Below are 14,144 nucleotides of genomic sequence, written 5' to 3' on the forward strand. Positions count from 1 at the left end.
CATGTACAAGTATGTTTTTAAATTGTCACTCATATCATAGTCTTCGTTATGGCACGTTATCCATAGACGACCTTATTTCTCAGGCTTTAGCACTGGGGATAAAGGAACTTGTTCTGACAGATATTAATACGGTGACCGGAGTTTATGAATTTAAAAAGAAATGCGAAGAAAATAATATCCGCCCGATTGTTGGTGTTGAGGTGCGCAACGGTAGTGAATTATATTATATCGCCATTGCAAAAGAGTTTAGTGGGCTTGCCGAAGTAAACAAAATGCTGACTTCTTATAATTGCGATAAGATTGATTTACCATTGCAACCGGAATTAGCCTACAACTTTATCCTATATCCACTGAGCAATATGCCGGACAACCTCCAAGAAAATGAATATGTAGGAATCTACGAGGATGAACTCAATCTGTTGATAAGACCGGAATATAAAAAGCTGTTATCTAAAATGGTTATTCTTTGTCCCATTACTTTCAGCACAAAAAAAGAATATAACCTACATCGGATTTTACGCGCCATTGATAACAATACCTTGCTTTCCAAGCTTGCAGAAAGAGAAGTGTGCAGGAAATCAGAATATTTTCGTTCTGTGGATTCAATACGTAGAATTTATCGTCACTATCCCGAAATTATTGAGAATACGCAAAAATTACTTTCAAAATGCAGCTTTGAATTTGCGTTTTCCACACCCAGAAATAGAAAACATTATACAGGTACAAAGGCCGATGACCTTAAACTTCTGACCCGTTTAGCTTATGCAGGATTGGAAAGACGGTACGGTAGAAATCACGAGGTAGCAACTCAGCGAATCGAAAAGGAACTAAAGGTAATTGATGAACTAAACTTTAGTGGGTACTTTCTTATCACTTGGGATATCATCCGATATAGCAACAGTATGGGCTTTATGCATGTTGGGCGTGGGAGTGGAGCGAACTCTATTGTTGCGTACTGCTTGGGAATTACCGATATATGCCCCATAGAGCTGGATCTGTATTTTGAACGATTTCTGAATCTTAATCGGAAAAGTCCGCCTGACTTTGACATTGACTGGAGCTGGCAGGAGCGTGATATCATCCTTGATTATATTTTTAACCGTTATGGTAAGGAGTATGTTGCTTTTTGCGGAACCAATGTCGAATTCAAATACCGTTCGATCATTCGGGAAGTTGGTAAAGCATTTGGACTTCCAAAAGAAGAGCTGGATGAGCTTAGTAAAAATCCTGAAAGAGTTTTTCGGGATGATATTGTGAAGCAGGTGCAGAAGTATGGTAAACTGCTGGAGAAATTCCCGAACCAGAGGTCAATGCATTCCTGTGGAATTATTATTTCCGAGGAACCACTCACAAACTTTACGGCCCTTGAAATGCCTCCCAAAGGGTTTCCTATCGTGCAGTGGGATATGCACGTCGCCGAGGAGATCGGATTTGAAAAGTTTGATATCTTATCTCAAAGAGGGCTAGGTACCATTAACGATACAGTCAGGCTTTTAGAAGAGAAGAGGGGAATTAAGGTAAATATTAAGGATACCACTATTTCCAAAGATGAAGTAAAATGTAATGAATATTTGAGCCAGGGGCGGACAATAGGTTGCTTCTATATTGAATCTCCTGCGATGCGTGGATTATTGCGCAGATTGAAATGTAATAACTATAAAGTTTTGGTAGCTGCCTCTTCCATTATTCGTCCTGGTGTTGCCCAATCGGGAATGATGCACGAGTATATTTTTAGACATAACAATCCTGACAAGTTTGAGTATTTCCATCCTGTATTTGAGAAGCAGCTAGGAGATACTTACGGCATCATGGTATACCAGGAAGACGTGATCAAGATTGCGCTTCATTATGGCGGGGTGTCTGCTGCCGATGGCGATATCCTGAGAAGAGCTATGAGCGGAAAAGGTAGGTCTTTAAGTGCACTTCAAAAAGTTAAGGACGATTTTTTTGCATCTTGCAGAAAACAAGGGCATCCAGAGGAGCTGAGCAGGGAAATTTATAGACAGATAGAATCGTTTGCGGGGTATTCGTTTTGTAAAGCCCACTCAGCGTCCTATGCGGTAGAGAGTTATCAATCGCTGTACCTGAAAGTTTATTATCCATTGGAGTTTATGGTTTCGGCAATAAATAATATGGGCGGTTTCTATAGGACAGAGGTCTATGTACACGAGGCAAGGATGTCAGGGGGTGTTATATTGAATCCATGTGTCAATAAAAGCGAGTACGAAACAACGATTTATGGAGAGGAAATATATCTGGGACTGATGCTGCTTGAAAAAGTTGAATCGAAACTTGCTCAGCTGATACCAAAGGAAAGAAAGGCAAATGGGGAGTATAGGTCAATGGAAGATTTTATCAAGAGAGTTCCAATTGGTATTGAGACTTTGCAGACGTTGATCTTTATTGGAGCATTCCGTTTTTCAGGTGTTCCAAAGAATGAACTATTGCTCAAAGCGCGCATTCTACTGGGGGATTTTAAACCAGAGAAAAGATTTCAGACTCTTTTTGAAGAACCGATCAAGGAATACAAATTTCCGGAGTTAAAAAGAAATGTGTTTGAGGATGCTTTCGATGAAATCGAGATTTTAAGTTTTCCGGTATCCTGTACACCTTTCGATCTACTTCAGACGAAGTACAGGGGAACTGTTATGGCCAAAGATCTTACAGAACATCACAAAAAGCAGGTGAAGATGCTTGCCTACTTGATTTCAAGGAAACATGTTCCTACAAAAAAGGGAACAATGTACTTTGGTACCTGGATAGATGTTCAGGGAAACTATTTTGATACAGCTCATTTTGCTGACTGCCTTGAAAAATATCCATTTCAGGGTGGGGGATGCTATCTTCTATTGGGGATTGTTGAAGTTGATTTCCATTTTCCGACAATTACGATCACCAAAATGGCCAAGATGCCATTTATACCTGACCCCCGGTATTCCCATGATGAAGAGAAGAAATATGAAGCGCAACAGCGGATTCGGGAAGATGTAAGTATGACTTTCAGGGCCCCTTATCCGCAGGAGCATGAAATAGGACTTCCCCGAAAACGTTTTTAGATTCTTTTGAAGAAATTTTAAACAAATTGTTCCGGGGATCGGTTATTTAGAAAAACAGATAGGAAATGGAAAATCACAAAATTGTAGAAGTCTTAAATGATTTAATAGAGATCAACAACGATAGAGCTGAAGGCTTTGAAAAAGCTATCAGGGATATTAATGCCGAAAACATAGATCTTAAAGCTGCCTTTGAAAAATTCGCCTCACAAAGCCGAAGCAATATTACAGAGCTTGCCGGACTTGTGGGAAGCAAGGGTGAAGTTCCAGAAGACGGGAATACGGTCCTTGGAACATTACATCGCGCTTGGATCGATATAAAGGCAACTTTTGGCGGTAGTGACCGTCACAGTATTCTGGAAGAATGTGAACGTGGGGAAGATGCGATTAAAAAGGCATACAAAGACGCACTGCAGGAAAATGAGCTCGGAGAAGATGTCCGTGAAGTTTTATTAAAACAACAGGATGGTATCCAAGCGAGCCATGATGCGGTCAAAGCTCTCAGAGATTTGAGCAAATAAAAATAAGGATTAGATTGTATAGAAAATGGTTGAAAAGCTGTGTTGATTTATTAACACAGCTTTTTTTTTTTAGGAGATTATACAGAAAATAATTGTATGTATTAGAGATTCAGGCCCAAATGATGATGTAAGCGGATTAAAAGGACTTTTTAGGGATATATAAGTACTATCTGCATTATATTTCTTACTTTTATTATTTAGAATAATTCTTAATAACTTAATTTAAGGAAGTGATATGCCCAAAGTAACCCCAGAACTTTTTGAAGTTCTACACGATAGCAGAGCTGAAAATACATTGGCTAGGCTGTATAAAGAAGCTCTCAAGCAGGGCTGGTCTATGGTTTTTCATTTCATGCCCAAAGCATTTAAGTTCTTTGGCAGGGGTATAGACTGGAAAACGGAAAATGAAAGCTTTTATGAGGATAAATATATACCGATATTACCGTATCAAGGTACCTTTATCTATATGCAGGCGAGGGCACTAAATGCGCAAAATATCCTGGAATTTGGAACATCTTTTGGAATTTCTACGATTTATCTTGCAAAAGCCGCGAAGGACAACGGAGGTAGAGTTATTTCAACGGAGTACTTACCCCATAAGGTTAAAATTGCCCGGCAAAACCTCATTGAAGCAGGTGTCCATGAGCATGTAGAGATTTTGGAAGGGGATGCGATGCAGACTTTAAAGGATCTGGATGTGGAATGGGATTTTGTTCTTCTTGATGGATGGCCGGACATGGTATATGCGGTATTCAAGCTGATCGAGCCGAAATTGAAAAAGGGCGCCGTGATCCTTGTGGATGATGTTCAGGGATTTCAACCTTCCATGAAAGACTATTTTGAGTATGTACGCAATCCTGCAAATGGATATCTTTCTACAACCGTATATCCAAAAAAAGCGATGGAATTTACGATTAAGCTTTAAATTTCGTATATTGGTTAAGAGTTAACTAACCATCTTAATAGTATATTGTAGACTAGTCGTGAGATTAGTCTATTTTTTTCACTTTGTCTGTCAGTCCGAGACATAATGAGACTGGATGCAAGGCACTCTATCTTTCAGGAAATGGTTTGTGGAAAAGGAAGATGTTAGCATGACCTTTCGGGTATCTTAAACGTAGGAGATTGAGGTTGGTCTTCCCGGAAAATGGATGTTAAGGTATTGATAAAGAAAAATGATTTTAATGCCATTACGGAAACCCGTAGGCTGATCTAAAATTAATGCTTAAATTTGCACCTGAAAATTGAGAACCTTCGCTCAGGTCGTTCAATGGTCAATAATTATTTGTCAACATACAAAATATAGTATATTTCAAATACACGTATGAGGCCACTTATGGTTTTAATACGTTTCATGGTTATTAGTTTTTAAACGCATCTTTTAAAGGTGCGTTTTTTTATGGAGCTAATCACATAAAAAACTCCCATTTCTTGGGAGTTTTTAAGATTATGATCTAGCTAATATTTGAAGATGCCCGATGACACATTACTTTCGCGTTGTCTGTTTTTTTTCAATATTCTTTTCAATGACACTGGGGTCCATATAATCTAAATGGATACTATGCCTAAGATAATAGCTCCATCGCCAAAAACACAATGGATTAATCTTGTACAATCTGTAAAGCCTCTGGTTTTCTTTGGCTGGAGATGTCTCTTTAATCCAATATTCAAAACCAAAAGTTGAGAATCCGGGGCTTTTAAAACCAAAATCTGTGGTTATCCTGTATGAGCCATCAAGATTGGAGTATCTGAAATACCCCTCATCTAACCAGCGATGAATATCCTTTCCAATAAAAGGCACATTGGGAAGTAGGATCATAATGCCTAGCACTATAATAATTGTTTTCCTCATCATTCTAATTGTTTTCCTCTTCATAGCTTTTAGTTCAGTTGCGGGCGATTTGCATTATCTGAGTTTTAGAAGTCCATTGAGCTCATTTATTGCATGATATTACTTTTACTGGTTTTTATTAGAAAAAGTCAGAAGTCCTGCCATTTATTCGATGGTTTAAAGGGAACTCTGTTCGGCTTTATTTTTTCCCAGTCGCGGTATTCAAAATTTTTGCTTACGGTTAAATAATAACGCCAACGCCAAAAACAAAACGGGTTAATTCTATACAACCTAAAAATTTCCATATTGGCCATTTGCGGTCTCGTAGCCTCGATGAATCCAAATGTTACCCACTTGCTCATCCAAGGGTGAAAAACCTCCATGTACTCTATACCGGTAAAAGAAGCGTTTGCATTAGCATACCGAAAATGGTCACCGTCAATGGCCTTCAGTATCTCCGTACCTATAACCGGTGTATTGGGTATCACCAGAACAGATAGTACAATTCCTATAGTAAATTTTCTTTTCATATCCTTTATTGACAATTCGTGCTAGTTGGAGGATCAATCCGACCTAATGTGACATTTGGATTGCCCGCCTGTTTTAAATTTGCTAAATATGTGTATACGCCATCTGGTGTTAAAAATCCATTATTGTTTAACTGTCCATTACTTGGTAGGAGTAAATTAAAAACATCGGTAGCATAATGTGTACAGTTGTTATCATTGAGGTCATAGGGGACTTTTGATAGGGCAATAGACTGGCTTATGATTGCGTCGAATTGCGCCTTGGTGACAGACAAACTATATCTTGCATCACTTTTTCGCTTATAATCACTCGATTCTTCCCCCATTGCACTGGTAACTGGCAGCATGGTAGCCGCCGATGGACCAGATTGCGGGTAGAATCCATAAGAAAGCCTTTGAAGCTGAGTACCGTTTGATTTTTCAATTGTTAGAAAAGCGTGACCAGGTTTATCAGAATTAAGGTCTATTCTATGTGCATTTAAAGTCACCTTGTATTTTGTATTAGCATCATTTACCACATTGTTGAAACATTTCAATCGCTCCTGAATGTCAATAGTGGTTATAGGTGCAGCTACCACGAAAGATGTACTTGAAGTGCCTCCACTACCACCTCCATGATTACCACCGCCGCCTCCGCCGCCACCTCCGGTTGCTGTACCGCTGCACGTTGTATATAGATAAGTCCAATATTCGGTACCATCATCGTAGTACTGTACCAGATACCACTCGCTGCATACAACAGGTATATTTTTACTGGTGTCAGGTTTGCTGTTTTCTTTGTTTACGTTGGTATCGGCATCCTTAGTCTTCAATTGAAGGTTTACCATTTTCAGCCCACTTGAGTCAAGTGATTGGCTGTACAACAAGGTATCATTAAGATCATATACCATATAATATACTTTCCCAAGCTCGTCACCTCGATACACTTGTTTTTTAACGAAATTAGAAATAGCCTGTTCGGAAAATTCCGCCACGGTTCTTGTATCTGCGAAAAGGCTCACCTTATTGGCGCTGGCTACTTTATTTCCTTCAATGGTAAAAATCAGGTTTTGCTGCATGGAATATCCCCAACCTAGGATTGTGCCGTCCTGCACGGGAACCACGAGCATGGTACTTTTATTTCCGTTTATGAGCTGTGCTTTTTTCCAATCTAAGGGAAAAGGTTTCCCGTTATCCTCGTACCATTTTTTTGCTATCGAGGTTTGATCGTTCTGAGGATAATTTTCCATATCCCTTTCGCATGACTGTAGCAGCATAATTGCAAATACTGCATAAATTAGTTTTCTGAAAATTTTTGTTAACATGTTATGTGGTTTAAAGGTTAGTGTCGCTGTATTTCTTTGTCCAATGAATTATTGAAACTAAATTAAGGGTATAAAAACTTAAAACTTTTGACAAAAGGCAAAAAATCAATAAGGAAGACTGGGGATGATCTTTAAAAGTAAGAGCAGCTACTAAGTCATAGACTACAAAATTTGAGAAGGAAATATTTTCATGTTTTGAGATTTGATAAAAAAATAGTCCCAAGTGGGACTATTTTTTAGGCAAGACTATTTATTGCGTTCCTAATAATCGGAATACGATCTGGCTGAGCATTTTCCACAGAAATACTTGCCTTTGATTTTTCGTAATCAATTGTTACTACGACCGTCTCATTATGGAATACATGCTTAATGGTGTCAAGTTTTTTGGTCATTTCTTCTTTCAATCGTTCTTGTGCTTCATCAAGCATTTTTTTAACAATTTCCTCCTCAGCCCTAATTTCATTTACTGTCTCGAATCTAATATTCATAATTTAAAATGTTGGTTAATATGTTTAGAATGTTCTTTCTATTTAAAACCCAAACAACTCAGTATCTATTCCCAGACCAAATCCGAACCAGTATCTGCCGTTGTTGATCCATTTTTTGCCAGCTTTGTCGGTTCCAAAATCAAAACCAACAGGGATGAGCGCAAAGGTTATTTTATTATAGGTATAAGTTGCTGCTAGGGAAGTTGAAAACATAAAGGCCGTATAGGACTTTTCAGAGTCATTAAAATAATTCTGCGTGTTTTTATCGCTCAATTCTTCAGCCATTGGTGCGAGTAGTATACCAAAAGAAATTTTATGGCTGCTGGATTTATCTACCCAATATCTATCAATACTCTTAACATAAAACGGAACAAAAAATCCGACATTATCAACATCAGCTTTTGCTGTGACATAGCCATCTTTGTTTCTTGCCCTAACTTTAAAAGGGACGGTCATGATTGAAAACTGTCTCATAGCAGACCAACATTTAAAACTATTGCTATGGCTTACATATTCTCTTTTTTCATCATCCAGATCCGCGAAGTAATCTCTAAACATTTTATTTTTAATGTCATAGAAATGGACTTTAAGATAAACTTTACTGTCTTTTTGTGTAGAATCCTTAGAAAGTTCTGTTGAAATTACTTTAATTTTTCCCAGACCATGTTTCCATATTTCGGGATCGTGAAAGGACTGCACTTGTGCATAGCATAAGCTAGTTACTCCAATAAGGAGCAAAAGGGTCAATATTTTTTTCATGGCTAAAGTTTTTGTTTGGAATATCATAAAATATTAATACTGCTGATATCCCAATTGGTTAGGTTAAATTTAATGATTTTTCATTTCATGACATTTCAAATCCCGTAAAATTCTCCTTTTATAAATTCACCCATCCATCATATCTTTTTTTTACAACTATTATTTTCTAACTTTACTTAATCATTTACCAATTGCCCTGTTATGACATCTCGAAATTTGATCGACGAAAGGGCACTGCTTTCCCAGTTTCAAAGCGGTGATGAAATGGCCTTTGATCGTATTTTCACGATGTTTCACTCTTCATTGGTATTTTTCGCAGATAGACTACTTCTGAATATCGGAAAGGAAATTTCCAAGGATCTAGTATTGGATATATTTCTGAAATTATATGACAGGAGGGAGGGATTTGAAACCCTTTCAAATATCAAGGCTTTCCTTTATATATCTGTGCGAAACAGCTGTATAAAAGCTATTGAAAAAGAGAAAGTAAATCAGAAGCGCTTTGATTTGTACACCAAGAATTTTGATGAGTTTGAAAAAAATGTATTGGATAACATTGTTCAGAACGAAGTATATGAAGAGCTTTACCAAGCGATTGATCTGTTGCCCGAACCATATCGGCTTATCATGGGCAGGCTTGTCACTGGCGATACGCCAAAAGAAATATCTGAGGAGCTCGGTATTCCTGTCAGTACGATCAATACCCAAAAATCAAGAGCACTTTCACTTCTAAAAAAATCCCTATCAGGTGCTGGAATCGCACTTTTAATGATTTATTCATAATTTTTTAACTTTTTTGGGACAACGCAATATCTTTTCGGGTTTCTATTTAAAATGAAACCAATGGAAGAGCGCAGAATCCTTGAAGAGTTAAAGATCGTACCGCTTCTGACGAAGTTTGTCAGAGGAGAGGATATGACTGTTCTTGAAGAAAAGACTATTGAGATCTGGCTCAACGAGAGCAGTGCGAACCGTGCTTTCTTTGAGGAATTACAAGATAAGGATCACGTTGCTCGGGAACTTCTAAAAAGGGATGCTGCTAGTGCTACGACATCCTCAGAACTTCTAAAATTACATGGCCTAGTGAAGAAACGTCAATCCCATTATAAGCGTGTAATTATTTGGACTACTGCTGCTGCGATATTATTGTTTTTTTCGCTTACTATACTTCTTTACAGGTATCATCAGTCCAGAAATGTCATTGATGAAACGGTTAATATGGCCACGGCCGACATTGATCCGGGCAAGGATCAGGCGACACTGACTTTTGACGATGGTCAGGTCATTGACCTGGAAGGGAAGACTGTGAAGAGCGATGCAAATGGTGTAACCTATTTGAATGGCCAAGCTGTTTCACCGTCAAAGATGCAATTTGCAACACTTACTACACCACGTAAAGGTCAATATAAAGCGATCCTACCGGATGGAACTACAGTCTGGCTGAATGCTGAATCCAAACTTAAGTATCCTACAAAGTTCGCGGGTGCGGAACGCCTGGTTGAACTTGAGGGAGAAGGTTATTTTGAAGTGGCACATAATGCTTCACGTCCTTTTATAGTGGAATCAAAAGGCCAACGTGTCAAGGTTCTTGGAACGAAGTTCAATATCAATTCCTATACGAATGAGGAGTATACAAGGACAACACTTATTAGCGGAAGTGTTGAGCTAAGAAATCTACAGAATGAGCTCATGGTGAGACTGAAACCTGGGGAGCAGGGGAGGTTTGTGCTCGGTGGTATTGACGTGAAAAAAGTTGATCCAGAGACTTTTATTGGATGGACTGATAATGAATTCCAATTTAATGGCGCGCAACTGGTAGAGGTTTTAAGGCAACTGGAACGGTGGTATGATATAGATGTGGATTATCAGAATGTTCCAAATGCAAAAGTCTATGCTACAATTAGCCGAGGTAAAAAATTGAACAGCGTTCTCTTTGCGCTTGGAGAAGTTACTGATTTAAATTTTAAAATGACCGGAAGGAGGATTGAGATCAAGAAATAAAAACCTAATGTTTCATATGTTGGCCTGAAATAATGCCGGAGTGTTAGCGCACTCCGGCGATCGGGTCTGTATACTAGAGTTTCGAGCAACTAATAATTAACCCTACACAAATCTATGAAAAAACATGATTTTTCCAACAGGGAAAACGTTCCGCAGGTGGTGGATATGTTTTCAGGCAGGAAAAAATTGCTGCGTGCAGGCTTAAAGAGTACCCTATTCTTTATGCTTCTTGCTAGTGGCACTGCTATCAAGGCACAGCAGATCAACCTTTCGCTACAGAGAGCGACACTGGCTAAGGCCATCTCTGAAATACGGAAGACAACAAAATATGACTTTGCCTATAGTGAAGAACTTTTAAAAAAAGCAGGTCCAATTTCCGTTAATCTTAAAAATGCCAACATCACCGAGGTACTGAATAAAATGTTTGCTGATCAGCCAATCTCTTACAAGATTGCTGATGGCATTATCATTTTAAAAGAAAAACCATCGAACGGAAATAGTATAGCTCCCTCAAAAAATAAGGAAACAATAAAAGGGAGGGTGGTCGATGACAAGGGGAATCCATTGACAGGTGCCACGATCCAGGTCAAAGGAACGAACTTTATAACAACTTCTGACGGAGCAGGATTTTTTGAGATACCGGATGATTTTTCAGGATCTGATCTGCAGATATCCTATTTAGGATATGGTCGGATAGAGGTAGCAGCTAAAAATGCTGACAGAATTGTACTGACTACAAATGACAACCGGATCGAAGAGGTGAGTGTTGTCGCCAGCGGGTATCAGTCTATTCCGAAGGAAAGAGCAACAGGCTCTTTTTCCAAGGTGGATAATAGGACCTTTAACCGTCAGGTTTCTACTGATGTTATCAGCAGACTAAAGGGGATAGCTCCGTCTATATTCTTCGACGAACGTTCAGGTTCTCCGAAATTGACGATCCGGGGACAGGCAACGATATTTGGTAACGATCAGCCATTGATTGTTGTTGACAATTTTCCATATGAGGGTGATATTAACAATATCAATCCGAACGATATTGAGGATATTGATATTCTGAAAGATGCTGCTGCCGCATCGATCTGGGGAGTACGTGCTGGTAATGGTGTGATCGTTATCAAAACGAAAAAAGGACGAGCAGACCAGCCGATGAATATTGGTTTTACTTCTAGTGTCACCATTGGACAGAAGCCTGACCTGAACTATATTCCACAGATCAAACCCACTGACTTCATTGATATTGAAAAGATGCTTTTTGAAAAGGGCTTTTACAATACCATTATTAGTAATACTTCCGCAAATAGACCTTATTCTCCGGTAGTTAGTATCCTTAATGACCAAAAGAAAGGTCTTTTATTAGCTGATCAGGCAAATGCACAACTTGACGCTCTACGCGGTGGCGATCTGCGGAAAGATATGAGTAAATATCTGTACCAAAATAGCGTCAAGCAGCAATATGCTTTAAATTTAAACGGAGGTACAAGCAAATACACGTACTATTTTTCCGCGGGATTTGATAAAAACCAAAATTCGGAAAAAGGAAATGGCTTTAGTCGTGTAAGCCTCAACAGTAATCAGGTTTTTCGGCCTATTGAAAAACTAGAAATTTCTTCGGGACTTTCTTACAATCAAAATAATCAATCTACTTCTAATGTTGTTTCTATGCTCAGCAATATGGGACAGGAACAGATGTACCCATACGCAAGGTTAGTAGATGATCGAGGAAATCCCGCAATTATCACAAAAGATTTTAGTAATGTATTAAAGCAGAAGGCACTTTCAGAGGGATTACTAAATTGGGACTTTATACCATTGAATGAACTAAATTATCAGGACAATAGAATGAAACAGTCTGAAATGAGAGTTACCGCTGCGGTGAAATATACTATCATTCCATCATTATCTGCTGAAACTAGATTTCAATATGAAAATCAAATTGGACGAATTCGTAATTTTTACGACGCTGATAGTTATTTTATGCGTGGTCAAATTAATTCATATACTTCATTTACAAACGGAGCGATGAAGCGTAATATACCATTAGGTGGAAAGCTGGATAACACTTCTAATGAGCTCAAAGCATTAAATGGAAGATTTCAATTAAACTTTGATCATAAGTGGAATAAACACCAACTTAATGCAATAGCAGGATTTGAGGTTCGCGAAGTAAAAACAAATGGTATTTCAAATAGTCTTTACGGTTTTGATCCGAATGTTGGATCAAGTGTAACTGTTGATTATTTGAATGAATTTGCGTTATATGGAACGAGTTTCACGAGTGTTATTCCTCATGGCAATGATTATAATGAGACCTTAAATAGAATGCGATCCTATTATATAAACGGTGCATATAATTATGACCTTCGCTACGTTTTGTCCGCTAGTGCAAGAATCGATCAATCTAATCTCTTTGGAGTAAGAACCAATCAAAAATCAGTGCCGCTTTGGTCTATTGGGGGAAAATGGAATATCAACAAAGAAAAATTTTATAATTTAGAGTGGCTTCCTGAATTAAGTTTGAGATCGACTTTCGGTTATAGTGGTAACGTTGATAGAACCATCACCGCATATACGACAGCGATGTTAACATATAATAATATCAATACTCTTCCTGCTGCTACGTTGCGAAACCCACCTAACAAAAATTTGAAATGGGAAAAAAATAGGATGTGGAATATAGGTATAGATTATGGTACGAGAAATAGCAGAATTGTCGGTAGTATCGAATACTATAACCGTAAAGGAAGTGATTTAATTGGAAATAGCGCAATTGATCCTACCACTGGATTTACCACATATCGAGGTAACGTTGCAAATATGAGTGGAAGCGGTTTAGATGTGGAACTTAAGACTTCAAATTTAATAAATACTAAGTTTAAATGGAATACAGTAGCATTATTTTCTATCGCCAAGGACAAAGTTACGGAATACCAGCGCCCAACTTCTATAAATACCTTTCTAACTGACAACAGTATTTATAGAAACCCTGCAAATTATTCTCCGGTTATCGGAAAGCCCTTATTTGGAATTTACTCTTACCCATGGGCGGGGCTAGATCCTGAAACTGGCCAAGCAAGAGGATATCTAGATGGGGTTGCGTCGAAAGATTATTCAAAAATAACGCAACAGCTAGCAATCGATCCTCAAAACAATCTCATATATAATGGGCGTGCACTAGCTCCTTACTTCGGTGCTTTAAGAAATACTTTTGGTTATAAAGATGTAGAACTTTCTTTCAATATTACATACCGCTTTGGATATTATTTTAGAAGAAATAGTATTATGTATTCAGCTTTGTATCGTAATTACACAACGCACGGTGATTTCTATAAAAGATGGCAAAATCCCGGCGACGAGAAAATTACAGATGTTCCTGCCCTTGTTTATCCAGCATCAACACTTGGTGATCAATATTACAAAAATTCGGAGGTTTTAATAGAGAAAGGTGATCATATCAGATTGCAAGATATTGTTTTATCTTATTCATTTGATCCAAAATTTTTAAGTACGCTTCATATGAAAACTTTACGGCTATCCGCAATAGCAAACAATGTATGCTTATTATGGAAAGCCAATAAAATAGGTTTAGATCCGGATTTTCCGCTTAGCAAAATGCCTAAAACTTTTACGATAGCATTTAATTGTACTTTTTAATATTATAGA

10 protein-coding genes are annotated in these 14,144 nt (G+C 38.1%); 6 read left to right on the forward strand and 4 right to left on the reverse strand.

Translation table 11 applies throughout. From position 1 onward, the window contains the following. Positions 1-11: 11 nt before the first annotated feature. From KKI44_RS20515 to KKI44_RS20525, 3 genes are all read left to right on the forward strand, one after another. Entirely contained in the window at positions 12-3,056 is a 3,045-nt protein-coding gene (locus tag KKI44_RS20515) for a DNA polymerase III subunit alpha (protein ID WP_214588924.1), read from the forward strand. A gap of 65 nt (positions 3,057-3,121) precedes the next feature. Next, positions 3,122-3,574, forward strand: coding sequence for a PA2169 family four-helix-bundle protein (locus KKI44_RS20520; RefSeq protein WP_002981425.1), 453 nt, complete (start codon positions 3,122-3,124; stop codon positions 3,572-3,574). A gap of 235 nt (positions 3,575-3,809) precedes the next feature. Then, positions 3,810-4,499, forward strand: a complete 690-nt coding sequence (locus KKI44_RS20525; protein WP_002981422.1) for an O-methyltransferase — start codon at positions 3,810-3,812, stop codon at positions 4,497-4,499. A 561-nt stretch (positions 4,500-5,060) separates the two neighbouring features. Here the strand turns inward: KKI44_RS20525 and KKI44_RS20530 are convergent. From KKI44_RS20530 to KKI44_RS20545, 4 genes are all read right to left on the reverse strand, one after another. Further along, positions 5,061-5,450 (reverse strand): hypothetical protein, encoded by a 390-nt coding sequence (locus KKI44_RS20530; RefSeq protein ID WP_214588925.1) that lies wholly within the window; start codon positions 5,448-5,450, stop codon positions 5,061-5,063. 490 nt (positions 5,451-5,940) lie between these two features. Then, the gene (locus KKI44_RS20535) at positions 5,941-7,236 is read right to left on the reverse strand and encodes a hypothetical protein (protein WP_214588926.1); all 1,296 of its coding nucleotides are present in this window, start codon (positions 7,234-7,236) and stop codon (positions 5,941-5,943) included. Between the two features lie 236 nt (positions 7,237-7,472). Next, a complete protein-coding gene (locus tag KKI44_RS20540) occupies positions 7,473-7,724 on the reverse strand; it encodes a hypothetical protein (protein ID WP_214588927.1) in 252 nt (83 codons plus the stop codon). A gap of 42 nt (positions 7,725-7,766) precedes the next feature. Next, on the reverse strand, positions 7,767-8,483 hold the full coding sequence (locus KKI44_RS20545) for a hypothetical protein (RefSeq protein WP_214588928.1): 717 nt from the start codon (positions 8,481-8,483) through the stop codon (positions 7,767-7,769). Between the two features lie 216 nt (positions 8,484-8,699). Here KKI44_RS20545 and KKI44_RS20550 point away from each other — a divergent pair, with 216 nt between their 5' ends. The 3 genes from KKI44_RS20550 (at position 8,700) to KKI44_RS20560 (ending at position 14,135) form a co-directional block, all read left to right on the forward strand. Next, entirely contained in the window at positions 8,700-9,266 is a 567-nt protein-coding gene (locus KKI44_RS20550) for an RNA polymerase sigma factor (protein ID WP_214588929.1), read from the forward strand. Between the two features lie 60 nt (positions 9,267-9,326). After that, on the forward strand, positions 9,327-10,484 hold the full coding sequence (locus KKI44_RS20555) for a FecR family protein (RefSeq protein ID WP_214588930.1): 1,158 nt from the start codon (positions 9,327-9,329) through the stop codon (positions 10,482-10,484). A 114-nt stretch (positions 10,485-10,598) separates the two neighbouring features. Next, the gene (locus tag KKI44_RS20560) at positions 10,599-14,135 is read left to right on the forward strand and encodes a SusC/RagA family TonB-linked outer membrane protein (RefSeq protein WP_214588931.1); all 3,537 of its coding nucleotides are present in this window, start codon (positions 10,599-10,601) and stop codon (positions 14,133-14,135) included. The last annotated feature ends 9 nt before the right edge of the window (positions 14,136-14,144 follow it).

It is taken from the genome of Chryseobacterium sp. ZHDP1 (assembly GCF_018603435.1).
In the GTDB taxonomy this organism is placed as follows: Bacteria; Bacteroidota; Bacteroidia; order Flavobacteriales; family Weeksellaceae; genus Chryseobacterium; species Chryseobacterium indicum.

What these genes read in the sequence shown, in the direction of transcription:
- KKI44_RS20515 (WP_214588924.1), top strand. Translation starts at nt 12, where the DNA reads ATGTTTTTAAATTGTCACTCATATCATAGTCTTCGTTATGGCACGTTA.
- KKI44_RS20520 (WP_002981425.1), top strand. Translation starts at nt 3,122, where the DNA reads ATGGAAAATCACAAAATTGTAGAAGTCTTAAATGATTTAATAGAGATC.
- KKI44_RS20525 (WP_002981422.1), top strand. Translation starts at nt 3,810, where the DNA reads ATGCCCAAAGTAACCCCAGAACTTTTTGAAGTTCTACACGATAGCAGA.
- KKI44_RS20530 (WP_214588925.1), bottom strand. Translation starts at nt 5,450, where the DNA reads ATGAAGAGGAAAACAATTAGAATGATGAGGAAAACAATTATTATAGTG.
- KKI44_RS20535 (WP_214588926.1), bottom strand. Translation starts at nt 7,236, where the DNA reads ATGTTAACAAAAATTTTCAGAAAACTAATTTATGCAGTATTTGCAATT.
- KKI44_RS20540 (WP_214588927.1), bottom strand. Translation starts at nt 7,724, where the DNA reads ATGAATATTAGATTCGAGACAGTAAATGAAATTAGGGCTGAGGAGGAA.
- KKI44_RS20545 (WP_214588928.1), bottom strand. Translation starts at nt 8,483, where the DNA reads ATGAAAAAAATATTGACCCTTTTGCTCCTTATTGGAGTAACTAGCTTA.
- KKI44_RS20555 (WP_214588930.1), top strand. Translation starts at nt 9,327, where the DNA reads ATGGAAGAGCGCAGAATCCTTGAAGAGTTAAAGATCGTACCGCTTCTG.
- KKI44_RS20560 (WP_214588931.1), top strand. Translation starts at nt 10,599, where the DNA reads ATGAAAAAACATGATTTTTCCAACAGGGAAAACGTTCCGCAGGTGGTG.